The organism is Moellerella wisconsensis ATCC 35017 (genome assembly GCF_001294465.1).
Classification (GTDB): domain Bacteria; phylum Pseudomonadota; class Gammaproteobacteria; order Enterobacterales; family Enterobacteriaceae; genus Moellerella; species Moellerella wisconsensis.
Genome location: NZ_LGAA01000022.1, coordinates 162,859 through 188,353 on the forward strand (window position 1 = coordinate 162,859; position 25,495 = coordinate 188,353).

The 25,495-nt window shown below is 39.4% G+C and carries 23 protein-coding genes and 1 pseudogene; 10 read left to right on the forward strand and 14 right to left on the reverse strand.

Features of this window, described 5'->3' with window-relative positions:
- Positions 1 to 70: 70 nt before the first annotated feature.
- The 4 genes from trhO to ttrB form a co-directional block, all read right to left on the reverse strand.
- Positions 71 to 1,117, reverse strand: a complete 1,047-nt coding sequence (gene trhO / locus M992_RS11780) for an oxygen-dependent tRNA uridine(34) hydroxylase TrhO (RefSeq protein ID WP_053908767.1) — start codon at positions 1,115 to 1,117, stop codon at positions 71 to 73.
- A gap of 256 nt (positions 1,118 to 1,373) precedes the next feature.
- On the reverse strand, positions 1,374 to 4,454 hold the full coding sequence (ttrA, locus tag M992_RS11785) for a tetrathionate reductase subunit TtrA (RefSeq protein ID WP_053908768.1): 3,081 nt from the start codon (positions 4,452 to 4,454) through the stop codon (positions 1,374 to 1,376).
- Positions 4,447 to 5,475, reverse strand: a complete 1,029-nt coding sequence (gene ttrC, locus M992_RS11790; protein WP_174721772.1) for a tetrathionate reductase subunit TtrC — start codon at positions 5,473 to 5,475, stop codon at positions 4,447 to 4,449. The genes ttrA and ttrC overlap by 8 nt, the downstream gene beginning before the upstream one ends.
- On the reverse strand, positions 5,475 to 6,212 hold the full coding sequence (gene ttrB, locus M992_RS11795) for a tetrathionate reductase subunit TtrB (protein ID WP_053908770.1): 738 nt from the start codon (positions 6,210 to 6,212) through the stop codon (positions 5,475 to 5,477). Before ttrB ends, ttrC begins: the two co-directional genes overlap by 1 nt.
- A 302-nt stretch (positions 6,213 to 6,514) precedes the next feature.
- Between ttrB and ttrS the strand changes: the two genes are divergently transcribed.
- The 5 genes from ttrS (at position 6,515) to M992_RS11820 (ending at position 13,353) form a co-directional block, all read left to right on the forward strand.
- Positions 6,515 to 8,338: a tetrathionate respiration histidine kinase TtrS gene (ttrS, locus tag M992_RS11800; RefSeq protein ID WP_053908771.1), complete on the forward strand. Its 1,824-nt coding sequence runs from the start codon at positions 6,515 to 6,517 to the stop codon at positions 8,336 to 8,338.
- Positions 8,339 to 8,431: 93 nt separating this feature from the next.
- Positions 8,432 to 9,019: a tetrathionate respiration response regulator TtrR gene (gene ttrR, locus M992_RS11805; protein ID WP_053908772.1), complete on the forward strand. Its 588-nt coding sequence runs from the start codon at positions 8,432 to 8,434 to the stop codon at positions 9,017 to 9,019.
- Between the two features lie 94 nt (positions 9,020 to 9,113).
- Positions 9,114 to 10,058, forward strand: coding sequence for a Kdo(2)-lipid IV(A) acyltransferase (locus tag M992_RS11810; protein ID WP_053908773.1), 945 nt, complete (start codon positions 9,114 to 9,116; stop codon positions 10,056 to 10,058).
- A 60-nt stretch (positions 10,059 to 10,118) separates the two neighbouring features.
- Positions 10,119 to 11,330, forward strand: coding sequence for a multidrug efflux MFS transporter MdtG (gene mdtG, locus M992_RS11815; RefSeq protein WP_053908774.1), 1,212 nt, complete (start codon positions 10,119 to 10,121; stop codon positions 11,328 to 11,330).
- Between the two features lie 490 nt (positions 11,331 to 11,820).
- On the forward strand, positions 11,821 to 13,353 hold the full coding sequence (locus M992_RS11820; protein ID WP_053908775.1) for a peptide MFS transporter: 1,533 nt from the start codon (positions 11,821 to 11,823) through the stop codon (positions 13,351 to 13,353).
- Between the two features lie 59 nt (positions 13,354 to 13,412).
- Here M992_RS11820 and M992_RS11825 read toward each other — a convergent pair whose 3' ends face one another.
- On the reverse strand, positions 13,413 to 13,874 hold the full coding sequence (locus M992_RS11825; RefSeq protein WP_053908776.1) for a multidrug/biocide efflux PACE transporter: 462 nt from the start codon (positions 13,872 to 13,874) through the stop codon (positions 13,413 to 13,415).
- Positions 13,875 to 14,055: 181 nt separating this feature from the next.
- Between M992_RS11825 and M992_RS11830 the strand changes: the two genes are divergently transcribed.
- The 5 genes from M992_RS11830 to pdxR all read left to right on the forward strand — a co-directional run bounded on the left by M992_RS11830 (position 14,056) and on the right by pdxR (position 18,758).
- Entirely contained in the window at positions 14,056 to 14,910 is an 855-nt protein-coding gene (locus M992_RS11830; protein WP_053908793.1) for a LysR family transcriptional regulator, read from the forward strand.
- 86 nt (positions 14,911 to 14,996) lie between these two features.
- The gene (locus M992_RS11835) at positions 14,997 to 15,806 is read left to right on the forward strand and encodes a PhzF family phenazine biosynthesis protein (protein ID WP_053908777.1); all 810 of its coding nucleotides are present in this window, start codon (positions 14,997 to 14,999) and stop codon (positions 15,804 to 15,806) included.
- Between the two features lie 156 nt (positions 15,807 to 15,962).
- Positions 15,963 to 16,388 carry an acyl-CoA thioesterase gene (locus M992_RS11840; protein ID WP_053908778.1) on the forward strand — a complete coding sequence of 142 codons (426 nt, stop codon included), beginning with the start codon at positions 15,963 to 15,965 and terminating at the stop codon, positions 16,386 to 16,388.
- Between the two features lie 236 nt (positions 16,389 to 16,624).
- The gene (locus M992_RS11845; RefSeq protein ID WP_053908779.1) at positions 16,625 to 17,062 is read left to right on the forward strand and encodes a universal stress protein; all 438 of its coding nucleotides are present in this window, start codon (positions 16,625 to 16,627) and stop codon (positions 17,060 to 17,062) included.
- A 226-nt stretch (positions 17,063 to 17,288) separates the two neighbouring features.
- Positions 17,289 to 18,758, forward strand: coding sequence for a MocR-like pyridoxine biosynthesis transcription factor PdxR (gene pdxR / locus M992_RS11850; RefSeq protein ID WP_053908780.1), 1,470 nt, complete (start codon positions 17,289 to 17,291; stop codon positions 18,756 to 18,758).
- A 105-nt stretch (positions 18,759 to 18,863) separates the two neighbouring features.
- On the opposite strand, the gene M992_RS11855 is transcribed toward pdxR, so the two are convergent.
- From M992_RS11855 to M992_RS11890, 9 genes and pseudogenes are all read right to left on the reverse strand, one after another.
- A complete protein-coding gene (locus M992_RS11855) occupies positions 18,864 to 19,448 on the reverse strand; it encodes a histidine phosphatase family protein (protein ID WP_053908781.1) in 585 nt (194 codons plus the stop codon).
- A 146-nt stretch (positions 19,449 to 19,594) separates the two neighbouring features.
- Positions 19,595 to 19,918 (reverse strand): YnfA family protein, encoded by a 324-nt coding sequence (locus M992_RS11860; RefSeq protein WP_053908782.1) that lies wholly within the window; start codon positions 19,916 to 19,918, stop codon positions 19,595 to 19,597.
- Between the two features lie 1,247 nt (positions 19,919 to 21,165).
- Positions 21,166 to 22,296, reverse strand: a complete 1,131-nt coding sequence (locus tag M992_RS11865) for an ABC transporter substrate-binding protein (protein ID WP_053908783.1) — start codon at positions 22,294 to 22,296, stop codon at positions 21,166 to 21,168.
- Positions 22,297 to 22,518: 222 nt separating this feature from the next.
- A pseudogene (locus tag M992_RS11870) lies at positions 22,519 to 23,248 on the reverse strand (hypothetical protein).
- A gap of 260 nt (positions 23,249 to 23,508) precedes the next feature.
- Positions 23,509 to 23,793, reverse strand: a complete 285-nt coding sequence (locus M992_RS11875) for a VENN motif pre-toxin domain-containing protein (RefSeq protein WP_134473709.1) — start codon at positions 23,791 to 23,793, stop codon at positions 23,509 to 23,511.
- Between the two features lie 343 nt (positions 23,794 to 24,136).
- Positions 24,137 to 24,463: a hypothetical protein gene (locus M992_RS11880; protein WP_053908785.1), complete on the reverse strand. Its 327-nt coding sequence runs from the start codon at positions 24,461 to 24,463 to the stop codon at positions 24,137 to 24,139.
- A 2-nt stretch (positions 24,464 to 24,465) separates the two neighbouring features.
- Positions 24,466 to 24,603 carry a hypothetical protein gene (locus tag M992_RS15495; RefSeq protein ID WP_248842525.1) on the reverse strand — a complete coding sequence of 46 codons (138 nt, stop codon included), beginning with the start codon at positions 24,601 to 24,603 and terminating at the stop codon, positions 24,466 to 24,468.
- Between the two features lie 49 nt (positions 24,604 to 24,652).
- A complete protein-coding gene (locus M992_RS15500) occupies positions 24,653 to 25,069 on the reverse strand; it encodes a hypothetical protein (protein WP_248842526.1) in 417 nt (138 codons plus the stop codon).
- Positions 25,070 to 25,081: 12 nt separating this feature from the next.
- A partial coding sequence (locus M992_RS11890) for a hypothetical protein (protein WP_211257338.1) occupies positions 25,082 to 25,495 on the reverse strand: 414 nt, incomplete at its 5' end.

Sequence of the window (25,495 nt, forward strand, 5' to 3'; positions counted from 1 at the left end):
TAATAAATTTAACTATTAAGGTAAAAATAAGACACCGTATTAAATCATAAAGTAATACGGTGTTTTTATTCTATTTTTCTGGATTGATAAAACCTGCAGATAAACGATGGCGCGATTTATTAAAAATTTTATTACTAACTTCACGCCCAGCACGACGGCTACGCTGCTCTTCTTCAGTCAGTTTAGATTCTTCTTGGCAAGCCACGCTACAGCAACCTTCATATTTTTCGGCACACGTTGGGCACTGAATAAATAATAAATGACAACCATCATTTTTACAATTGGTATGAGTGTCGCATTCGCTACCACATTGATGACAATGTGCTAAAACATCTTCGGTGATCCGCTCCCCCATGCGATTATCAAAAACAAAGTTTTTGCCTTTAAAACGTAAAGGTAAACCTTGTTCTTTGGCTTTACGCGCATATTCGATAACGCCACCTTCGACATGATAAACATTATCAAAGCCGTTATGTAGCATATAAGCGCTGGCTTTTTCACAGCGAATACCGCCGGTACAATACATAACTATTTTTTTATCTTTTTGATCTCTCAGCATATCTACAGCCATCGGCAATTGCTCTCTAAAAGTATCCGATGGAACTTCCACTGCCTGCTCAAAATGTCCAACTTCATATTCGTAGTGATTACGCATATCAACAAATATTGCGTCCGGATCGTCTAACATCTGGTTAACTTGTTCAGCTTTCAGATATTGCCCTGTATTTGATGGATTAAAACTCTCATCCGTGATCCCGTCGGCAACCACGCGGTCACGAACTTTCATGCGTAATACCCAAAAAGATTTACCATCATCATCGAGTGCGATATTTAAACGCAAATTATCTAGCTCCGGTGAGATGCTATAAATCAGTGCACGCAGTGCCTCAACCTTCGAGGAAGGCACACTTATTTGTGCATTAATTCCTTCTTTTGCAATATATACGCGACCAAAAACCTGTAACTCTAAAAACAGTTTATACAAACGATCACGAAACTCTTGTGGGTCAGCAATGGTAAAATATTTATAAAACGAAATCGTGGTCCGTGGCTCAGTCTCCGCCAACATTCTTTCTTTTAATACTTTATTTGAAACTTGATTATGTAACACTGGCATGGTGTTCTTAATTCCTTTGTAACTAGCTAATATTTATATGTTTAATATCAAGAATGTCCACGCAGTGTCCACTTTTGATGGTTATTGAATATTATGACCCAAAATTGTCAAACAAAAAACCATGCTAATTTAAAGGGTTTAAACCGCTAAATGAGCTATTAACCGATAAATCTTCGATCTAAAAAAGAAAAAAGGAGAATTTCTTCTCCTTTCATAATTACAAATTAAATTTTTTATATAACGTTAAACACTATATCTAACTAATTAACTCTATTTTTGCCGGTAATCCCTGCCGTACAGAAGCGCCAGAGACCCAATCTAACCAGGTATTAGTCACTTCACGCGTTGGATCAGCAAAACCAAGATCATTTAAATTGATGCCTGAAGCATTCGCTTTGTTCATCGCCATCGCTTGGCCATCCAGATAATGTTGGCTGGCGCCCATTTCTTTGTGCCCATAGCCATGTTCAATCGCTAGCACGCCAGGCATTACGCCATCGAGTAAGCTAATTTGCGCTTCAACCGTTCCTCCCGGAGTTATGATTTTGACCCAATCACCGTGTTTTACTCCCATTTTCTCACCCTCTTTTGGATTTAAAGCCACTAAATTGGTCGGTTTAACATGGCGCAAACGTTCAATCATCGTTGTCGAGCTGCTCATAACATGAGATTTAAATGACATCAATTTGAGCGGCCACTCTTGAGGTAAATAAACCTGATCAATATCGTCGCCATTTGATAAACGAGGAGGATAATAGGTTGGGCAACCACTGTAGCGCTCACCAGTGATGGCATGGCGATTAGCTGCGACTGTTGGATTCCAAATTTGCAGCGATTTTTTCCACTGAGGACCCGTTGCATCGCCATCCCACGCTTTTTCATGCGGAGCAAATCGGCCCCCTCGGCTATAAATATACGCCACACGCAGCTGTTCATCCGGTTTTAAAATCTGAGTTATTGCTGGCATAATGCGGTCAACACCACTGATTAATACTTCTTGCTCAGTTAGCGGTGCGACCGGTTTTTCGCCCAACATAGCCATGTTAGCCGCAATGCGTAAATAGTAGTCTTCTGCGGTATTTAACGGGTATTTATTCCCTTCGGTATCTTCAATCGCATTATCACCAAAGCCCGGTAAATCCAGCTGCTTAGCCACTGCAATACAAAATGATTCCATCGAAACAGGCTGGCCATCTGCCGTTTTTACCGTACGAGATCCCACCACCGGCCAACGGGCAGTACTGGCTTTTACTTGAACTCCCGCCCATGGCGCACTAAACCCCCAACTTTCAAAGTTATGGGTATCAGGAACAATATAATCAGCCAATGCCGTAGTTTCGTTCATGAAGGCATCAATGCCAATAATCAACGGCAAATGCTGGGGATCTTTCAGCTTTTCTTCCATGACCTGACGAATACCCGCAATACCATATAGCGGATTGGTCATATTCGTGATCCATGCCTTCAATGGGTACGGATACCCAGCTAAAGCAGAACCCAGTTGTTCGGTCAATTGACCTTTAGCGAAAGGATACCACGGTGCTTTAGCTGGATAAGGCGATTGCCCTGCGGCGACTCGCGTCTGATATTCCTCTGATTTTTCATACACTTCATTACTGCGTGAAAGCACCATACCTTTTGGTTTTATTTTGCCCGCAAAACTGTCCATTTTATAGCATGGGCCATCGGTCGCACCATTGAATTTACCGCCACCAACAGACACACCGCCTTTAAGATTTAAGTTACCAATCAATGCGTTAAGCATTACTACTGACCATGCAGTATAAAAGCCGTTGCCGCCCATCATACCGCCATGAGAGATAACTGCGGCTTTACGCTGATAAGAAGTTAGTGCTTTACCTAATGATTCAATAGTGGTGACAGGTACCTGACAACGCTGGCTATATTGCTCCAGTGTCATACGTTGTGCTGATTCTTTTAAGCATTGGAAGCTGGATTTCACGGTAACTTCACTGCCATCGTGCAATCTAATATTACGCGTGACAAACAAAGCGGCTTGCTCAACCTGATCAGCCGGTTTTAACTCGCCATTAAGGGTTTCGACTAACCATGCGTTTTCATCATCGCCTTCACCACTAAGATGCGAAGCTAATAATAATTGCCCTGCTAAGGGGTGTTGATCATCGGTTATGACTAAATGAGTCGCGTTAGTCCAACTTTTTTCACCGACCGCGAGCATTGATTTTTCACTTGGCACCGATAAATAACTGGCGTTATAGCGTTCATTTTCAATGATCCAACGGATCATACCCATCACTAATGCCGCATCAGTTCCCGGCTGGACCGGTACCCAGTGCCCATGATCATTGGCTAAAGTAGTGGTTAATGGCAGTGCTGGCGCCACCACCACATAATTAAATGAATCGCGCAAACGTGCATTAGCTAATTGGCGGCCCTGTCGCTTAAACGGATTGCCGGATTGCGCTGGAGAGGTTCCTAAAAATAGTGCGAAACGGACATGATCCCAATCTGGCTTAACGTGGGCATTTTTATCCAAATCATTCATCAATGCCCCGGAGCCGGCGCGGTAGGCTAATCCGCAATATGATCCATGCGCGCCAAAGTTTTTACTACCAAAACTATTTTGAGCAAAGCGACGAATAAAGGTATCACGACCATCATCACCGGCATTGGTAACTAACAACTGATTAGCTTTAGGTCCCAATTTGGGCTGATTAGGGTCAATCGGCGTATTGAGGTCACGAATTGCACGTAAGCCATCAATATGGCCTTCACCGAATAAGTTCCCGCCTTCAACCACTTCAGTGATCAACTGTTCAAAACTAATCCGTTGCCACTGACCTTCGCCACGTTTACCGACCCGTTTCATCGGCTCAAGAATACGTTGCGGGCTAGTTAGCCCTTCCATTAACGTTGCCCCACGCGCACAAGCGGTTGAGCGACTTTCTAGTCCACTTTCACCGGACATTTTATTAAATGCGGTTTCTAATGGCATGTTATAAGCAAAATGCTGATCTTGAGATAATGGATGATACGGATTGCCGGCAATTCGAATAACATCGTTGGTTTCACGATCAATACGCGCTCGGATACCACATTGCGTCCAGCAGCCAAAACATTGTGTCATGGCAACCACTTGCTGTGGATTGGGTTGCCAACCGCTAATGCCCGTCGCCCTCCCTTCTGGGATCAACGAGTTACCATTAATTCTGTCCAGTGTGACTTTACCCGATGTTCCATTGACTAAGCCATCGACCGCGCGTTTTGCGACATCGCGATAACTCACGCCGAAGGCGGCCAATCCCCCGAGAACTAATCCGCCTTTCAGCCATTGACGTCTTGTAGTTTTAGCCATGTTGCACTCTCCTAACACACCAGCGAATACCTTCACGAAAAATAATAATTAACGCTATCCATAGACAGAACGTACCGATAAGCCCCTGTAAACCATCAGTTCCTAACGGGAACACATAGGGATTATAGAGAATATTATTTTTAGGTACGGCTTGGACTTCCATTAAGAAGACCCAACGTAATGACCAGGTTAATGCCATAGAAACTAAGGCTAATACGGTGATATAAACCACCGAGCGGGTTTTGCTCATGTTGCTAATCGACATAATTAATGCCATCAGCCACAGTGCACTCATCCCGATTAACATCCACCAGCCTGGGCTAGCAAATTGCAGCTGCTCACGAATAGCAATACCGGAAATCGTATCGCCCGCTACCCATAAAGCAAAACTGACTGCCAGTAATAGCAAGGTCACAGTTTGCCAACGCGCTAATAAGTTCTGATATTGAGGCTCACGGCGAGCGCCTAAGCTAATCAGTGCTGGGAGCGCTTGCATCGCACTAAGCAACATTAATACTGGTACCCACCAACTAAACCAAATCGGCCTAGCGCGAATAACTGAGGCTTCACGCCCGGTATACAGTAATAAACCAATAGCTGATAATGCCGCCAATAATGCTATCCATCGTGTGGCTTTAAATTCTTTATGCCACACCTGTTTTACCACCAGTGCCACAAAATACAGGCCGAGAAAGGTGGTAAACATCGGCAGTAACACCGAACCCCATGCCATCCATGACCATGGCGTCGGATACGCATAAAAATGCCAAACACGTGCGGTTTGATGCAAGTCAGCGGTCAAGGCTAAAGGGGCAGTTATCCCCATCGTGATAGCAATAAAAACCGCTATCATTTCTAAGCGCTGATTCTGTGATTGCCCCATCCAATGCTGCCAACAGGCATACAACACCGCACACGCAGAAATACCAATAAAGAAGAAATATTGCACCGCCCACGGTAACCAAAAGAACTCCTGCGGCTGTGCCATAATTTCAGCGATGGTTGTGACTTGTGAGTTCATCAAAATACCTCCTGCCATAACTCGGGCTGGCCTTTGCCCACCAGTGGCTGTACAAATGCATCATCTAATCCGAGATAGAAAACCTGCGGTAATGTGCCTTGTTCAGGTTTTAATACTTTAATTTCAGACTCATGCTGTTTTAGCATTTGGCGTAATGTACTGTTTGGATCTTTTAAATCGCCGATAATTCGCGCGCCACCAACACAAGATTCAACACACGCAGGTAACAATCCAACGTCTAATCGGTGAGCGCAAAAAGTACATTTATCAGCGGTTTGCGTAGAATGGTTAATAAATCGTGCATCGTATGGGCAAGCTTGAACGCAATAAGCGCAACCAACACAGCGTTCATTATCGATCACCACAATGCCATCTTCACGCTGGAAAGTAGCTTGTACAGGGCAAACAGGAACACAAGGTGGGTTGTCACAATGGTTGCACAAGCGCGGTAATAATACGTTAGTGATCCCCTGTTGACCGCTCACTGATACTTGATATTGATTCACCGATGTTCTGAATTGCCCTTGCGAGGATTGGTTTTCCACCGAACAACTCACCGTACATGACTGACAACCGACACATCGACGCAAATCGATTAACATGCCGTAACGTCGGTCTGGGGAACCTTCTCGTCGAGTTGGGGAGAAATTAATTCCCGCCTCTGCAATCGGAACTAATGATGCTCCTGCGGTTAATGCGCCGAGCTGTTGTAGAAATTTACGTTTACTCAGATCCATATTTGGCTCCAGTATTACACTGCTAATACAAAATATTTAATTAAGAATTTGATGGTTAAGGCCATCTTCTGCGGCCTTTCGATCACTCATATACTGATACGGTCGATAACGCTGTTATTTTCATTTTTGTTTAAATTCGGTATGTTATCGTTACTCCGTTCCCCGATGAGCTCAGGTTGTATTAACTGCACCAGAGGCCGAATGGGAATAGCTTCATTGTATGAAACCGATACTTGCTCTCCCTATTGTGGTTTACCACATACCCGAACTAGACTTGATCTAAAACAAGTAATAACTCAAATATGATGAAAATAAATATCAACAAATCGCATCGATGGTCAGTAATTTTACTTATGCTATGCAGCTTTTCTCTGCATGCCGCAGAATGGACGATCGGCGTGCTGGCATTACGCGGTTCGGTATTAACACAAAATTACTGGCAACAATTAATCGACACACTTAATAAAGATATTCCCACAGAACATTTTCGTTTAGTGCCACTTAATTTAGATGAAATGCGTCAAGCCGTTGAAAGTCAGCAAGTGAATTTTTTATTAACTAATCCCGCACAATTTATTCAATTGGATAGCCGCTATAATCTGCGCTGGCTGTTATCATTGCGTTCGCCACGGGAACCCAATAACCAAACACGTAATGTGTTAGGCAGCCTGATTTTGGTGCGCAATGATGACAGTGTGAACTCACTAGATGATTTAATTGGTAAAAATGTTGGGGCTATTTCTCCAGATGCTTTTGGCGGTTATTTGTTGGGGTATAAAGTCATTCGTGATAATGGCTATGATCCGAATAAAGACTTTAAAATGCAGTTTTTAGGCTTTCCGGCGGATGCTTTGATTTATGCATTAAGAGACAAAACATTATCTGCAGCGATTGTGCCCAGTTGTCTGTTAGAAAATATGCAAAAAGAAGGGTTAATTAATTCACAGTTGTTTCGCCCATTGATCCAACATCCAGCCTCATCTTCTTGTCTTACTAGCACCGAGCTTTATCCTAATTGGTCTTTCGCCGCGCTAAATAATGTGCCCGATAATTTGGTAGATAAAGTGACCCGTATATTATTGTCTTCAGATAATGATGGCTTACGCTGGGGAGCGCCCTCTTCAGTAAGCCAAGTTGAAGCCCTACTGCGCTCGGTGAATCAACATCCTCAACAACGTCAATTTTGGCGTGATATCGTCAGTTGGATTGTGCAATATCAACTGGCTATTGGCGGTATTGCCCTGATTTTTATTCTTTTAGGCATTAATCATATTTGGATTGCCTTTCTGGTGAAGCGTAGAAGTCGCCAATTAGAAAAGGCTCATAATCAATTACGTCAGCAAGAAGTCGATTTAGAAAAGGCTCAGCGCCTGAGTATTCTGGGCGAAATGGCTTCGGGGTTTGCTCATGAGCTCAATCAACCACTAGCAGCAATCCGCAATTATGCCCAAGGTAGTGTTATCCGTCTGAAACAAGAATCCGAACAACATCCACTGATCCCAGCCTTAGAAAAGATAGATACTCAAGCACAACGCGGAGCAGATATCATACGAAATCTGCGCTCATGGGTGGGTAAAACACATCAAGATCAGCCAATAAATTATAGCTATCAACCGATTATCCAAACCGTTCTTCATCTCTGGCGGCTGCTGCGTATTGAGCAGTATTATCCTAAAGCACAACTATTTTTACCCACAGGTGACGATATCGAACTACGTCTGCCAGATACACTGCTAGAACAATTATTATCCAACTTAATTAATAACAGCTTGCAGGCAGGCGCTGAAAAATTGCGTCTTGAATTACATCCAGGTCCCAATCACTTTTTATTGATTTTACAAGATGATGCAGGCGGTATGAACGATCAACAATTACACCGTGGCATCATACCTTTTTCAACCACTAAACAAGATGGCTTAGGCTTGGGATTAGTTATTTGTCAGCGGTTAATTCGTAGCCAAGGTGGCGATATTCGACTAGAAAATCAATTATTTGAAGACTCGACTGATAACATTGTTGATAATAATGCCGCAGAAGAACAAACCGCAAATAGACACCTTATGGGATTAAGAATGACGTTAATTTTCCCGCAAGATTGCGTTCATCAAAAAAATAATCTGCTATAAACGATAGGCGTATTTTTACGCCGTTCTCTACCACGGAATTATCTGATATAACTGATATAATACATAATTATTTTGCTCTAAGGGCCAAACCAGATGCCAATCATTCACTTAGTTGATGATGACCCGGATGTCACTGATGCCTGCCAATTCCTACTCGAAACACTCGGTTACGAAAGCCAAGTTTGGAATAACAGTAAAAATTTTATCGAAAATGTAGATCTATTAACTGAAGGCATAGTGTTGTTAGATATGAGAATGCCAGAAATCGATGGCCGTCAGGTCTATAAAAAATTGCTAGATGCTCACAGTACTTTAGCGGTCATTTTTTTATCCGCGCATGGTGATATCCCGATGGCGGTCGAACAAATGAAATTTGGCGCCATTGATTTTCTGCAAAAACCTATTGATAGCCAATCGCTGATTAACGCGCTTGCACATGCAGAAATAGCCACTCGTAAAGCTACTCAGAAATATATAAATATGCAGCGTTATCATAGCCTAACGCCACGGGAAAAGAATATTTGTGCCTATGTCATCCAAGGAATGCTTAACCGTGAAATTGCCGATGTAGCTTGTGTTTCGGTACGTACTGTGGAAGTTCACCGCTCTCGCGTGATGGAGAAAATGGCGGTGAAAAATATTGCTGAGTTGGTAAATATCATGCAATCGGTTAATATTTAAAATTATTAGTTTGTTATAATTGATGGTTTTACTATAAAAAAATGTGTTACTGATGACTATCAGGCGCATATACAGTAAATAGATTCGGAAACAGATGACTAAGACTCCCACTTTTCAAGCCCGTTTTTTGCATCCTCGCTACTGGTTATTATTACTGGGTATTGGGCTGCTTTATATTCTGACGCTTTTGCCTTATCCAATAATCTATTGGATGGGAACACGCCTTGGGCGCCTTTCGCGCCATCTGTTAAAATCTCGCGTTAACATCGCTGATAGAAATTTAGCGCTGTGTTTCCCTAATATGAGCCTCAGAGAACGCCAAAAATTAATTCAACAAAATTTTGAATCGGTAGGAATGGGTATTTTTGAAACCGGAATGGCTTGGTTTTGGCCCGATTGGCGTATTCAACGCTGGTTTACCATTAAAGGCCGTGAAAATATTCAGCAAGCACAACAAACTGGCCGAGGCATTTTAGTCATTGGGGTGCATTTTCTGACCTTAGAACTCGGAGCACGGATTTTTGGTATTTTAAATCCCGGAATCGGTGTCTATCGCCCTAACGATAACCCATTACTCGACTGGCTACAGGCGTGGGGACGCGTGCGATCGAATAAGAGCGTTATCGATAGAAAGGATGTCAAAGGCATGGTGCGTAATCTGAAACAAGGGGAAATCCTGTGGTATGCCCCTGATCATGACTATGGTCCTAAAAACAGTGTATTTGCGCCTTTCTTTGCTGTCGATAAAGCAGCTACAACCGTGGGAACTTCAATATTACTGCGTTTAGCCAATCCGCTGATCATTCCCTTTACCCCGCGCCGTTTACCCCATGCCCGAGGGTATGAATTAATCATTCAACCGGCGGTGGAAGATTTTCCAATGAAAGATGAAGTCACTGCGGCGGCATTGATAAATCAAGTGGTAGAAAAAGAAATTATGCAAGCGCCTGATCAATATATGTGGTTACATCGCCGTTTTAAAACTCGCCCCCCCGGTGAGCCTTCTTTATATGGTAAGCTCGATAAATTACACGATTAACCGGCTGATAGTTATTCAAAAACTAATAAATATCGGCCATTAACATGTAGTATGAGGTCTATGGTCAGAATATCGCAAAATACCTATTGGAAACGCAACTTATATGTTGTCTGGTTTGGTTGCTTCCTTACAGGCGCAGCTTTCAGTCTGATCATGCCTTTCTTACCACTCTACGTTGAAGAACTCGGCATAACCGATCCCGGCTCACTCAGCTTATGGACCGGGGCGGTATTCAGCATTACTTTCTTATTCTCCGCTATCGCCGCTCCATTCTGGGGGAAACTCTCTGACCGTAAAGGGAGAAAATTGATGCTATTACGTTCCGCCCTCGGTATGGGGATAGTGATGGTATTGATTGGTTTTGCACAAGATATTTGGCAATTACTTATTTTGCGTGCTTTGCTAGGGATACTAGGCGGTTTTGTTCCCAATGCCAATGCATTGATTGCTACACAAGTTCCGGTGAAAAAAAGTGGCTGGGCATTAGGTATTCTATCGACTGGTGCGGTTAGTGGTGCATTAATTGGTCCTTTAATTGGTGGTATATTAGCTGACCATTATGGCCTAAGGCCGGCCTTTTTTATTACAGCTACCGTATTATTTATCTGTTTTTTAGTCACTCTTTTTTATGTCAAAGAAAACTTCACTCCGGTTTCGCGTAAAGATGCACTTAGTAATCAGCAAGTTTTTGCTTCATTAAAAAACAAGCGTTTAGTTATTAGTTTATTTTTCACCACCATGATTATTCAAGCCGCCATGGGGTCAATCAATCCTATATTAACTCTGTATGTCCGGGATCTCTCCGGCTCTATCGAAAATCTGGCCTTTATCAGCGGTGTTGTCGCGTCTATTCCGGGTATTGCCGCCTTAATCAGTGCCCCTAGGCTCGGTAAACTCAGTGACAGAATTGGCCCGGACAAAGTATTACTCGCTGTATTAGGTGCTTCAATTTTTGTCTTATTTCCGATGGGATTAGTCAGTAATTACTGGGAATTAGGCGCACTGCGCTTCTTACTCGGGGCATTGAATGCCGCCTTATTACCGGCGGTACAAACACTCATTATTTATAATATTTCTCATCAAGTTACTGGACGTATTTTCAGTTATAACCAAGCATTACGCGATATAGGTAATGTCACCGGCCCATTGATGGGATCTCTGGTCGCGGCAACTTATGGATTTAGAGCTGTATTTTTCTTCAGTGCCCTATTAGTATTAATTAATCTAATTTATTCTTGGTATTCAATAAAATACCAAACAAAAAACATATAATTACCACGGAAAATTTACGTTATGTTGATAAATATATCTGTTAATTTATCTCTATTTAATCCAAATCTACTGACTAGCTTATATAATTAATATTCTTTATCTAGAAAAACCAATCAATTTGTTGTTTTTATTAATAAATTATATTCTCCTCTCTTTCATATAACATTTACTCTTTCTGTAAATAATAAAATATGTTATTACAGGTAATACATGTTTAAAAATGAGAGTTCCCTCGAACTTTCATCTAAAAAACATGCAAAAGCCAAGAAAGATGTTCTCTATCTAGACGCTTTTATAATAATGTATGTTGCATAAATGTTTACAGAAAGGGATGCTGTACACATAAAATTAACGTGCGTTGTAAGGATATTTAATAGCAACGTTATTTTATAACCTAAGTTACCCAAGCTGCGGCTCATTACGCGCATTGGTGTTCTCTGGGTATATTGCCAGCTACAACCTCATTGAGGTTATTGACGAGAGTATTCAGATGGAAAATTCAGTAACGAAAACCAAGACTTTTTTTGGTCATCCTTATCCCCTCAGCTCATTATTTCTCACCGAAATGTGGGAACGTTTTTCTTTTTATGGTGTTCGTCCACTATTAATCCTATTTATGAGCGCCGCGCTATTGCAGGGCGGAATGGATCTCCCCATTGAACAAGCCTCCGCTATCGTCGGTATATTTGCCGGTGGCGTGTACATTACCTCACTCCCCGGAGGATGGTTAGCCGATAACTGGCTCGGACAACGCCGTGCCGTATGGTATGGCTCACTAATTATTGCTTGCGGTCACTTATCGATTGCATTATCCGCATTCTGGTCCGATACCTTCTTTTTCATTGGATTACTACTAATTGTGCTCGGTACCGGCTTATTCAAAACTTGTATTACTGTCATGGTCGGCACTTTGTATAAAAAAGAAGATCCTCGTCGTGATGGCGGTTTCTCTCTATTTTATATGGGTATTAATATGGGCTCATTTATTGCCCCTTTAATTATTGGCCCACTGCATGAAAAGTATGGCTGGCATTTAGGCTTTGGACTGGGCGGGGTCGGCATGTTAATCGCCTTACTAATTTTCCGTTTTTATGCCGTACCACAAATGCGTCGTTATGATAAACAAGTAGGCTTAGATTCCAGTTGGGATCATCCTACTGTGCAACGTAAAAATGTAGGTCTGTGGGTAACTCTAGCCATGGCAGCATTAGCTGTCTTGGTCGTGCTGATTAGCCGCGGCACAATTCCATTTAACCCATCGATTATCGCCAAAAGTTCGGCTTACATTATTTCTATCTGTGTCGGGTTGTACTTCTTGTTTATGTTCTTTTTAGGCGGACTAACATCCAGCGAACGCTCTCGATTATTAGTATGTTTAATTTTATTAATTGCAGCAGCTTTCTTTTGGTCAGCATTTGAACAAAAACCGACTTCTTTTAATATTTTCGCTCGTGACTATACCGACCGCCAGTTAGGAAGCTTTGAAATCCCGACTATCTGGTTCCAGTCAATAAATGCACTATTTATTATTATTTTCGCACCGATTTTCAGCTGGTTGTGGCCTTCGCTGGCGAAACGTAGCATGAATCCAAGCAGTATCAGCAAATTTATTATTGGGATCTTATTTGCAGCGGGCGGTTTTGCCATCATGATGTTTGCCGCCAATCAAGTTCTTGCGACCCAAAGCGGCGTGTCTCCCGGCTGGTTAGTGTTCAGTATTTTACTGCTCACCATGGGGGAACTCTGCCTCAGTCCTATCGGGTTAGCCACGATGACCTTATTGGCGCCACAAAAAATGCGCGGACAAGTGATGGGACTATGGTTCTGTGCCAGTGCACTGGGTAACCTAGCCGCAGGGATTATGGGTGGGAATATCAATAAAGAACAATTAGGCTCGATGCCAGAATTGTTCTCTCATGTTTCTATCGCGTTAGTTATCTGTGCCGCTGTATTGGCTTTACTAATTATACCCGTACGAAACATGCTTAAAAATGCAGATCAAAAAGAACTCACATCTCAATAATTAGCCACTAAATATACAGCGAGGCACGTATTTTGACCCGTGCCTCGTTATTTTAAATCTTACTTATTTCGCATCTCAGTCACCACAGCATCTGCTCTAGCCGCAAACCAACGTTCACGTAATTTGTCATACACCAGATTATAAATATAGGTATAAAATAAGAAAAATGTAAAGAAACCAATCTCTAGCATAAAGGCATTAAATAATGTCATATTAAGCAATAGTGCAATAACCGGAATACCGATAATCACAAAACTTAATTCAAACCCTATTGCATGAATGACTCGTATCACGGTCGAACGAGGCCCTTTGGATAAAGGCCAAAAATAATCAAAAATCATGTTATAAACTACATTTAATATCATGGCGATAGTTGATAAAATAATCGCCACGCTCCCCATCTCAAGTATCGAACGGCCTAACATGAGTGCACTTATCGGCGCAGTAATCGCTATCGCAATAACTTCAAAACATACCGCGTGAAAAATACGCTCTCGCAAAGACTTTTTATTAACACTCATTTAGTACCTCAAAAAATTATTCTCAATTCTGTATAAAATAAGTCCTACTTTTCAATGCGAAGGATTAACCTAAATAGTCCTCTATATCGCATCTTACTTGAACTCTGATTGCTATAGTGCAATTATCATCGGTTCTATGTATGAATACAAAATACCAGCCATCGATAAAACCGATACCATGATGAATTATTCGTTTGATACATTACGCACTTTCGTTGAGGCCGCAGCACTAAAATCTTTTTCTGCCACCGCACGTAAACTAAATAAAAGCCAATCAACCGTCAGTACGCTGATTGCAAATTTTGAGACCGATATAGGAGTCTTACTGTTCGAACGCCAAGGTCGTCAATCAATTCTCACCCCAGCAGGAAGAAAAGTTCTAAGCTTAGTTGAGGATATATTGTCTGCCAATGAACGCTTATATGCGGTAAGTATTGAGTTGAACCAGCAGGTGGAATCTCGATTAAGCTGTTGTTTTTCTGATATTTATCAGCCGCCACATACTGACTATCTCATGCAAGAAATGGATGCAAAATTCCCACAATTAGAATTTGAATTTATTATTGCAGAAAGTGAAGATACATTGTCACTGCTACAAAATGGTCACGTGCATATAGGTATGATTGACTCTCGTGCTGAATATCCGCCAGATATTGCATCTGCACGATTGCCTAAACAGGGCGAAATGGGGCTGTATGTCATTCAAGATCATCCCCTAACCAAAGTCACTAAATTAACCCATCAGCACCTAACTATGACTCGTCAATTGCATCTGAGTAGCAAGAATCAATTAATGATCAACAGTGAAAAATTATGGGTTGCTCCCACCTATTTATTACTGTTAGAAATGGCAGAGCAAGGCATGGGTTGGTCAATTTTACCCACTTGGTTAGTAAAACAATTTGGTCATGATAAATTGGTCAGTTTGCAATATGCTCAGTGGCCTAAATTAATTGATGTTGATCTGGTCTGGTCAAAAACTAATCCTCCCGGACTAGCAGGTTATTGGTTAATTAATCAGCTGCTGACAGAATAATGAAATATTCCGCAAAAGCATATTAACATTATGACTCTATTATTTGTTCTCTAATATAACCGTTTCATTGATAAGAAGAATAATATATGACCGCTTCTACTTTTCCCGTTTATTACGTTAATGCTTTTACCGATCAGTTATTTAAAGGCAACCCAGCCGCGATTATATTACTTGATCAGTGGCTAGATGATACGTTATTAATTTCTCTTGCCGCAGAAATTAATTTATCTGAAACCGCATTTATCGTCGATCGACATATTCGCTGGTTTACGCCCAAAATAGAGGTTGATTTATGTGGTCATGCTACATTAGCCGCCGCTTTTATCATCGATAAATTATCAACCAGCCAACAACCGATTATATTTCAATCGAAATCGGGAGAGTTAACCGTCACCCGAACGACTAACAGATTTACGCTAGATTTTCCCCAAATAGCTTGTTCAATCGCTCCCACCGAATTAAAAGACCATCTGAGCAAAATTATCCATACCCAAATTGACGAGTTGTACTTAGCGAATGATCGCTATATTTGCTTTTTATCTCATGAGCAAGATGTCGCTTCTTGTTCTCCTGATTTCGATGCAATAGCCCAATTACCTCTCCCCGGCTTATGTGTTACTGCATTATCTCAAAACAACACCTGTGATTTTGTATCACGTTATTTTGCTCCCGCGAAAGGTGTTAATGAAGATCCGGTAACCGGAACTGCCCATTGTGCGATTGCACCGCTTTGGGCCAAACGATTAAATAAAAATCAGCTTACCGGACATCAAATATCTGTACGTGGCGGATTTGTAGATTGCAAAATTATTAACTCGCGAGTTCATCTTTCTGGGCAAGCCACTTTATTTCTGAGCGGAACGATTCAACTCGAAAATTATTTAGATAAAAAATAACAGGCTAGTATAATAAAGGCCATGACTATCAGCGAATAGCACCGGTTCTATTTTAACTTATCGTTTCTATACAATGGCTAATCACCCTAAAATCGCGGAAATTAAAATCATAACTCGGGTATTACCAGTGTAGATAATTAATCCTAAGGATGTTGTATGGCTATAGAAGTACCCCAAAAAGATCCCGCAGAGTGCTTATTAGAGGCAAAAATATCATCATCGATAACGAGGGTATCGAAAGTTATTTTTCCGACCACCACCAATCATCATGACACCTTATTTGGTGGAACTGCGCTCGCGTGGATGGACGAAGTCTCTTTTATTACCGCCACACGTTTTTCTCGTAAACGATTAGTTACTGTTTCAACTGAAAAAATTAACTTCACTCACCCTATCCCTTCCGGCACTATTATTGAATTAATTGGTAAAGTTATCCGCGTAGGAACCACCAGCTTGACAGTGAATGTATCTATTTTTCTTGAAGATATGTATTCCGAAGGCCGCGAAGAAGTTATCCACGGGCAATTTAATTTTGTAGCGGTTGATGATCAGGGTAAACCAGTAAAAATACTGGATAATTAATTTTTATTCCTCCGAAATACACAATGAAAATAACCAGTAAAACTCATGATTAATAGATTTTTAATTCACCACTGGTTATTTTTATTTCTTATTGTACAGTATTATTTTTTTCTAATTAATCGATAAAAACTCAAAATATATTTTTATTGAATTTTATCTAAAAATAGCTGTATTTGGTCTCATTATTAAAATTTCAAACTGGGTATAATAACTCAAACAAGAAAAGGAGATCATATATGTATAAAACAATATTAGTGCCAATTGATGTTTCAGAAGATGATTTAACCGAATTGGTTATTTCTCATGTTAATGAATTACAAAAAATTAGCGGTGCATCAGTTCATTTTTTAGCAGTCACAGCACCAATTTCTACCTACTTTCGTTATGGTAGAACGATGATCCCTACAGATTTTCCGGATGATGAAAAACAAGCTGAAGCCATGGCTAAAGAGCTAAAACAGAAAATAAAATTGTTTTCTATTCCTGAAGATAAAATTCACAGCTATTCATCGATTGGATCAGTCAAAGACTGTATACTCAATACCGCTGAAAAAATCAATGCTGACTTAATTATATTAGGTTCACGTAGGCCAAGTATGAGTACCTATCTATTAGGTTCAAATGCAGCATCGGTGGTTCGATATGCTAAGACCTCAGTTATGATTATTCGCTAGTCATTATCTAATGATCTTAATGAGAAATATATGCACACAATTTGTGTGAGTATTTCACATCTAAATAGGTTAAATTAGCATTTCATAAACATTTTAGTGACTTTTTCACACCCTGCTATATTAGCAGGGTTTTTTATGTCAAAATTACAGTCACTGAGTTTATATCCCGTTAATTACGTTCCTAATTCCCATTTACCCGCGCTTTAGCTATCGATTAACAAATATAATGGCCAAAAAGAATCAGCATAATTTCCCCATACTGCCAATGAGTAGCGGACCGCTACATGAACAGGTTTATCACTCGTTACGCGATGCTATTCTTAATGGCCGGTTACATCCAGGTAATAAAATTCCCTCCAGCCGAGCAATGGCTGAAATTCTATCTATCTCACGTAATTCAGTCATCGCTGGTTTTGAACGCTTAGTTGATGAAGGCTATCTAGTCACCAAGCGAGGTTCAGGCACCTATATTTCAGACATCATCCCTGATGAATTAACTAAGACTTCGATTCCAATCATAAAGAGTGAAATATATTCCCCCATAGATTTAGAAATAAATCCTAATATTTCTGCCATGCTTGATATATGGAAAAAACTACAAACTTCACTAGCCAATAATAATTTGTTTAATATTGGCATTGGCTGCGCAGATTTATTTCCCCATCAAACTTGGGGGAGATTATTAAAACGCGCATGGCATCAATATCAGCATAGTCAAATATCTCATAGTGATCCTGCCGGTTTTCAACCCTTACGTGCCGCAATCAGTCAATATGCACGCGCAACTCGAGGATTAAATTGCACAGAAGAACAAATCATTATTGTTAATGGCACCCAACAAGCGATCAACTTAGCCACTCAGGTTCTAACAAAGCCTAGCGATAATGTTTGGCTCGATGATCCCGGCTATGATGGTGCTTATGGTGTTTTTCTGTCTGCGGGTATGATGGTTAATTCAGTCACCAGCGATCAACAAGGAATGGATATCTTCTATGCTATTAATAATTTACCAACTGCCAAATTAGTATTTACTGCTCCATCACATCAGTTTCCACTGGGCGGCGTCCTGAGTTTAGAACGTAGATTACATTTACTAGAATGGGCCGTTGGGCATAAAAGTTGGGTATTTGAAGACGATTATAATAGTGAATTTCGCTATTCTGGCAGACCCCTACAGGCACTCCAGGGCTTAGATAAATATCAGCGCGTTATTTATGCTGGTTCATTTTCTAAAATGATGTTTCCTGAGTTTAGATTAGGATTCATGATTGTTCCTCCCCCCCTACTTGATGCCTTCAAACTGGCAAAATATTATGCAGATTCAAGCAGTTCATTTCTAGAACAAGCTACCTTAACGTTATTTATTACAGAAGGGCACTATGCACGCCATGTAAGACGTGTTCGACGTGCTTGTAATGAACGAAAAAAAGCGCTTATTGATGCCATTGAGCAGTATTTAGGCGATAAATTTCGCGTCCATCCGGCTGATTCAGGTATCCATCTTGTTTGCTGGTTACGCAATGGTCTAACCGAAGCTCAAGTCATTGAGGCTTCACAATCGTTAGACTTTAAAATTCAGCCGTTATCACGATATTGCCGTCAGCCTCCGGAACACCCCGCCGTTTTATTTGGTTTTGCCGCTCATCCTGCTGAAAAACTAGTCGCAGGAATTAAAGCACTCGCGCTGTTACTCTAAATATTATTCTATCCTATGAATGCAGATACTATTTTTTATCGTAATATTCTTAATCAAATAGACTAAATTAAACACTTATTCAGTCTATTTAACGTGGGAATATACTTATTTAGGGCAAATAGTTGAGAGGTGAGTTAAATTTTGCTGTTCCCGCATAAAGCTAACATGGGTCTCATTGTTACTGGTTCTCTCAATGCGAATAACATAGATACTATCAAAATCATCACCTTTCCATTTAGGCACTTGTTCAGAGTCTCCCCCTAATTGCTCCATAATAGCTTTAGCTGTTTTGACTAAATTATCATGCTCCCATGCCACAAAAATTACTGAATCTGCGTATTTATCATTTAATAAAGACCTCTGTAATTCCTTAGTTTCTTTAGCGTGATATTTAAGATTAATTGGCAATGATAAACGGATCGCCGTCGGGCTAATGGTTTGTAACGCACGCAATGAATGCCCCAACTTATTTTGTTTTGGTGCTGCCGCATAAATTGCCTGTGGGATCCCGTACTTATTAATCAAAATATCAGGCAATGCTAATGAACGATTCAATCCTTTGCAGGTTAATTGTCCGCTGTCATTATCTGGTTTTTCACCATGACGAATAAAGACGATTGTTTGTGAGGAATATGCCATTTGTCCTAGACTCGCGATGACTAAATTTAAAATAATGAATAATTTACCCATAATAATTATTCCAATTTTTGAATACAGCTTTCGAGAAGAAATATTCAATTTATCTTCAGCTATTTAAGTTAATCTATACGATGATAAATTGACTAGCAACTTGAATAATGATCATATACTTAATAACACACTAGCCATAAAGTCATTTATTTCCAACCGCTAATAATAACGCCAGCACCAATGATCACGATTAGAGCCCCTACCCAATCCGTTGTCGTAAGAACTACACCATCGACAAAACGTAACCATAACAATGCAGTAACAATATAAATCCCGCCATAAGAAGCATAAATTCTACCACTTGCCTCAGGATGCAAACTTAAAAGCCAAACAAATCCCATCAGGCTTAACACCGCAGGAAGTAATAACCAAATACTGCCACCTTTTTTTAACCATAAATAAGGAAAGTAGCAACCAGCGATTTCCGCGATTGCTGTGACTACAAACAGTAATGTGATTTTTAATGGCATTTAACTTCCTTTGTAATTTTAACTTCAACAGACAATAATCTCTATTATATAGCTGAAATAACATAAATCAGCATAGGCCTTAATCTAATTAAATTAAAAATAAAGACTTGAGAATAAAGCTAGATTTAATCATTATTAAGCACGATAATGCATAATATGCTTATCAACAATTATTGTTACGAATTAAAAAGTAACATTAATCTTTGTCCAAAATGTACGTCCTGATTGATTAATCGGTTGCTCAAAAGAATAACTAAATCCACTATTTCCAACAAAATTCAAACATTTCTATAAGCTTAATCAAACAGATTATCAATGCCAGAACTGAGCTTAATATAATCATTCAATTGATAGGCCGCATTAATAGAGAAAGCAGAGTAACTCGCACTACGATCAAAATCTTACCCAATCACATTTTTTTGATTAATAGCAATACGCCCTTGACGACTCACTAATCTTAGTGATCCGGCACTGCTCCATTTATCTTTTTACCAATCTAAAGTTAAGCGAGTTTCTAATGGTGGCATTTGAGATAATGCATAATAATCGCTGATATTTTCTTCTCGAGCATAAGCAAGACTGACATCCATAAAGATTAATTCGCTTTCATTAATATTTTCTACGCTAGGATAAATATAATTTTCTTATTACATGGTAATCTATAATTTAACTTAGATTTATTTTAGGTGAAGAATTTCTGTAGCTGTAAATAAACTATTAATCACGATATGAATTATTATTAATTTATGACAGTTTTTATATTCGCTCTGTGTCATATCATAACGCATAGACATATTATGCATAGCAACGAATGGTCGGTGAAGAGAACATGCTGTATTTTGCATCAATGATTTTGAGAACACAGTAGCAATAGACAATATAATCATCGAGAATAGGGCTAACAAGCCACGTTAGGCAGAAAAAACGTTCTCACCTGTAATCATATTCCATCATTTATATAATTCGGTCTGAATTGTATCTTATATGATAAATAATTATTATCGTTTTTATTCTAATTAATGCTATTTTTAATATCTTCCATATAGGATAGTCCATTAATACATTAAACGAATCATTACTTTTAATCCTACTCTAGCTAATTTTTATACAGTAAAAAATTATTAGAAGATAATTTATATTATCGCCATAAAAAATGAACTATATCTAATATATTTAGTTTTATTGCATATCTATAAATATATTTCTATAAATACAGTTCATTGTCTCAAGTTAAACAACATGACCTATTAATTAACCGATTTAATTCCCCAAATAGCCTCAGCTACCGGAATAGTAGTAAACTCTTTAATAATAGTATTATATGTTTCACCTGGATTTAAATCAGAGAATTGATTGGGATAAATAAATTTCGCCAAATACTCTAAGCCCACAATATTATAAGTGTGATTATAAAAGTTATGATATACGCCGTATAATTGATTATCAGCTACCGCACTAATTTGATTAAATCCAACACGATTCTTTAAGCGCTCAAAACCAGCGGCGGTTTCTTGTGTTGTAACACCATAACCAAACGGAACCGCAATATTCTTTTTATTTACCCAGCGAGAGCCTGTCACAATATAAACATCAGGTTTAGTACTGATGACTTGTTCCAAAGAAACGGTACCAGAAGATCCCGGTAAATAATGGCTACCGATATTATCAGCCCCCACAGCTTGGATCATTCCCCCCCAACCCGCATTGTTATGGGTAAAACAGCAACTGTCTGAACCATTAGCTCCGGCTTTTGCTTCAACAAAAACACGAGGTTTAATCGCAATTTTAGCTGTTTTGATTTGTATATTGTCTAAATGCTGCTGATAGAAATCGGTATATTGCTTAGCTTGTTGTTCTTTATTCAGTATTAAACCTAATAAACTCACGCTCGCTTTGGTATTTTTAACCGGTTCCAAAAAGGTATCGACGTAAATAATCGGAATATTAGCTTGTTTTAATTTACTTACCACGCCTGAGCCTTCTAAAGCTGGCTTAGCTCGTAATTGAGCGATCAATACATCTGGACGCTGTGCAATAACTAACTCGGTATTAACTTCACCTTTATCATTAAATCCCATATCAGAAATATTATTCATTGTTGATTTCCACTGACTTTCTAACAATGAAACCGCTTGAGGGTCAGATTTTTTTAAATTGTTATTCCAAGCAACAACTCGCTCAAAAGGATTATCTCTATCGAGTAATGCTAGCGCTAAGATATCTCGACCATCTTGTAAAACAATACGTTTAGGTTCTTGCTGTAATGTAATTTTTTGCCCATCAGTATCTGTAAAAGTAACTGGATAAGTAGTCGCGGTGGCAGAAAAGGCTAATGAAGCCAGTAATGATGCTGAGAGCAGGTGACATTTTATTTTCATATTATACCTCTATATTAAGAATACAGATGTTAACAGTTATCATTATCACCAGCAAAGAAAAATGCTATTGTTACTTGCGGATAATGTTAATTTTTAACATTATCATCATGCAGCCTCCCTCTACCATATCACTGCCATCGAGTAACCATTAAAATTGCGAGCTATCTGGTCAATTATTTGATAATTTTTAGTAGTTATTAATGGTTAGCATAGAAATTGCCCTTAATGTTTAATCTTCGATAATAAAAACTGCTGAGTCTTACTGACTATCTCCTGCCATTGCGGTAATTTTTCCGGTGTAAAAATCACCTCAATAAATACCCCTATTTCAGGCATGACAAACATCGCTTTGCAGGTGTAATATCTTTTAGCCAAGGGCAGCCATATGCAGTCAAAAACCACCGATATACGCCCGTCTATTTCTGCCCAATAGTAATTATTAATATTTTCATCAAAAAAATAGCGACTACTTCTATCCGCAAGCTTAGTGCGGACTGATTTTTTAGTCACCTTAACAGAATAGAGATTTAATTCCTGATGATACATCATCGGATCAAAACGTTTATCCTCACGTTTTTTAAGATAAAAATTACGCATATAAGTTAGATCAGGATCAGTTTTTTGTAATGGCTCAACACTAATGGTTAGCCCATCAAATCCCCGTTTTTTTTCCACCATTCTTCCTGATCTCCAGCCTGCATATCTGGCCAATTGATGATCATCGGCAATACTCTAAATTTCGCCTCACAGCCTTTTTTATTATAGATAAAATCGGCTTCAAAATACTGGCATCTTCATATTCTGCCCAGTAAATAATATAGTTCGCCGGAACTTCCATCACATGACCATTGAATTTACCGCATATAAAACCAAGTCTATTATCGGCAAAAGTCAATAGCGATAATATTAATAATACTATTATTATATAATTTAATCGTAAAACTGAATAGATTACTTGCCTCACTCTTAATAATAACCTCAGAATTATAATTACCCCCTTCAATAATAAATTATATTCTTACTATATAAATAATAGTTAATATAATAAATAAAAATATATTACATAGGGAAAATGAAATAAACCATAATCAAAAACAAAAAACATCTACTTAAAGTAATTAATAATCTATTAATATGAAAGGTATGAGAAGTAAAAAAAATAAGTCATCGCCATGGTAAAAAATAACAACCAGACCAATTACAAATAATAATTTAATTATCTGCACTTGACGTATCACCACCCGCAATGCCCGCCGCCAGACTCGCAAATGCACTGACTGTGGCTTTTTCATCTTCGGTCAGTTGACTTACATCTTTGCTATACAGTTTCTCGGACAGTATTCCCACCGCTTCGGCCGTCATTGTACCGAGCGATTGGGCGCCTGCATTTTCACCTTTTATTTGTTTATCCACCGATTGATAATCGCTGTGCATCTCGGTTTTATTGGCATTCATGGAAGCCGTGATATTCAAGTCCGATCCAACACTGCCAGACACACCGCCACTCTGTTGCTTTGAGTCGTATTTATCGGTGGTTTGTTAAGATATTTTTTGTATAACAAGAGAAATAAATAAAAAGATTAGACGCAGCTCTTCGTGCCGACGGCTAAAGGTGAAGTAGTTAAAACCAAACGATATTCAGTGGGTTATTTACAGAATAGAGGTCAACCCAACCTCAGCCCATAACTTACCTTAAGTAGTAAGTAACTGAAATATATGGAATTTTAGTCGGGTACGCACTACACCTCTCTCACCAAGCCGGACAGTTGATCATCCAGTTGGCTGAGAGGGAGTAAGATAATTAATGAAGATCGTAGTATTTACAGGGATCTTCTTATAATTAATCATTCGGTGAGTTGGCAATAAATGGTGTTATTACAATACTTAGATTTTCGTATATCGCTTTGTCTATCAACTTGATTATTTTGTGTATATAGTCAATTGATTGAGTATCTTTTAACTGTTCTTTCAGAGTATTAAACTCTTCTTTTAGTGCTGATAGCATTTCACTCCCTGCATAGAACTCTTCATCACAATTAGTTAGCGCTGATAATATTGGAAAAGTGCCATTATTTAATGAAGTGAATAACTGTTCATTCCCATCATAGTTATTCACAGACATTACTGAATCATATCGCTCTGTATCCCATAGCAAAAAAGTATACATAATTAATTAACCTTTGTTTTACCCGGAAATGTATTTACTAGATTTCCATGTTTATCTGTAATAACAGTCATTATAGATGTAGGATTGCCGCCACTTTTCGCATCAATACCTATTGGTCGCCCCATATCAACAAAACGCATATAGTTACCAGTGGTTTGGGAATAAATAACGGGAGATTTAACAACAGTATCAGATTGTAAGATTACTATCAGATTGTAAGATTACTTTTAACTCATCTTTAGTCACTGTAAAGTGAGATTTGTTAGCTCCCCATTCACCACCGTGTTTCTTCCATGCATAATCAAGCCCTGAGCCTGTAGAACCATCACCGATTTTTACATTAACACGAGACTGTGTAATTGAATTTTTCCACTCTGAGCTAACTTGCTCTGTAGGTAATGTATGCCCAGACTCCACGCTTTTAGGTGCCGCTACATCTGGTTTCACATTCGGCTTGCTAACAACCTTATTCCCTAAATAACCACCTGATACAGCCAGCCCACCAAGACCAACATTGATACTACCTTCCGCGATCTTACCATCAATAATTTGACCAATCCCTGTTCCAGCCTGATATGAACCGCTCGAAATCAACGCTAATCGCATTAATTGGCTTATTCATCCCGGACCTGCTAATAATGCATCTGTGCCGATTGCGGCTTGCCATACATGCCGCTCTTCGGTACTTAGTTGGCCTAATGCTTTATTGTATTCTGCAGACAAATCAGGTTTCGCACTGCTTGGGTATTTCAATATCTGCTCTACTACTTTGAGGGCATCCGCTTCACTCATTCCTCTCAATTGCAATTGAGTTCCATACGCATCAAGGTATTGAGCTAATTCTAATTGTCCGGCTTCATCCAACTTACCGGAGCCATAGCGGGAAAGTAAACTATCGCTATAATTATCTTTATCTGTCAGATAAATAATATTTTGAGAGGCTTCTTTAAGATTTTTACCTGTCTTCTGATCGTTGAGTGCTTTATCCCTTATATCTCGATCATCTTGACTCAAGAAGTTATTCTCAACCGT

Bases quoted from the DNA above. Each gene is read 5' to 3' on its own strand.
- trhO (WP_053908767.1), bottom strand. From the start codon at position 1,117: ATGCCAGTGTTACATAATCAAGTTTCAAATAAAGTATTAAAAGAAAGA.
- ttrA (WP_053908768.1), bottom strand. From the start codon at position 4,454: ATGGCTAAAACTACAAGACGTCAATGGCTGAAAGGCGGATTAGTTCTC.
- ttrC (WP_174721772.1), bottom strand. From the start codon at position 5,475: ATGAACTCACAAGTCACAACCATCGCTGAAATTATGGCACAGCCGCAG.
- ttrB (WP_053908770.1), bottom strand. From the start codon at position 6,212: ATGGATCTGAGTAAACGTAAATTTCTACAACAGCTCGGCGCATTAACC.
- ttrS (WP_053908771.1), top strand. From the start codon at position 6,515: ATGATGAAAATAAATATCAACAAATCGCATCGATGGTCAGTAATTTTA.
- ttrR (WP_053908772.1), top strand. From the start codon at position 8,432: ATGCCAATCATTCACTTAGTTGATGATGACCCGGATGTCACTGATGCC.
- M992_RS11810 (WP_053908773.1), top strand. From the start codon at position 9,114: ATGACTAAGACTCCCACTTTTCAAGCCCGTTTTTTGCATCCTCGCTAC.
- mdtG (WP_053908774.1), top strand. From the start codon at position 10,119: ATGGTCAGAATATCGCAAAATACCTATTGGAAACGCAACTTATATGTT.
- M992_RS11820 (WP_053908775.1), top strand. From the start codon at position 11,821: ATGGAAAATTCAGTAACGAAAACCAAGACTTTTTTTGGTCATCCTTAT.
- M992_RS11825 (WP_053908776.1), bottom strand. From the start codon at position 13,874: ATGAGTGTTAATAAAAAGTCTTTGCGAGAGCGTATTTTTCACGCGGTA.
- M992_RS11830 (WP_053908793.1), top strand. From the start codon at position 14,056: ATGAATTATTCGTTTGATACATTACGCACTTTCGTTGAGGCCGCAGCA.
- M992_RS11835 (WP_053908777.1), top strand. From the start codon at position 14,997: ATGACCGCTTCTACTTTTCCCGTTTATTACGTTAATGCTTTTACCGAT.
- M992_RS11840 (WP_053908778.1), top strand. From the start codon at position 15,963: ATGGCTATAGAAGTACCCCAAAAAGATCCCGCAGAGTGCTTATTAGAG.
- M992_RS11845 (WP_053908779.1), top strand. From the start codon at position 16,625: ATGTATAAAACAATATTAGTGCCAATTGATGTTTCAGAAGATGATTTA.
- pdxR (WP_053908780.1), top strand. From the start codon at position 17,289: ATGGCCAAAAAGAATCAGCATAATTTCCCCATACTGCCAATGAGTAGC.
- M992_RS11855 (WP_053908781.1), bottom strand. From the start codon at position 19,448: ATGGGTAAATTATTCATTATTTTAAATTTAGTCATCGCGAGTCTAGGA.
- M992_RS11860 (WP_053908782.1), bottom strand. From the start codon at position 19,918: ATGCCATTAAAAATCACATTACTGTTTGTAGTCACAGCAATCGCGGAA.
- M992_RS11865 (WP_053908783.1), bottom strand. From the start codon at position 22,296: ATGAAAATAAAATGTCACCTGCTCTCAGCATCATTACTGGCTTCATTA.
- M992_RS11880 (WP_053908785.1), bottom strand. From the start codon at position 24,463: ATGTATACTTTTTTGCTATGGGATACAGAGCGATATGATTCAGTAATG.
- M992_RS15495 (WP_248842525.1), bottom strand. From the start codon at position 24,603: ATGCGTTTTGTTGATATGGGGCGACCAATAGGTATTGATGCGAAAAGT.
- M992_RS15500 (WP_248842526.1), bottom strand. From the start codon at position 25,069: ATGCGATTAGCGTTGATTTCGAGCGGTTCATATCAGGCTGGAACAGGG.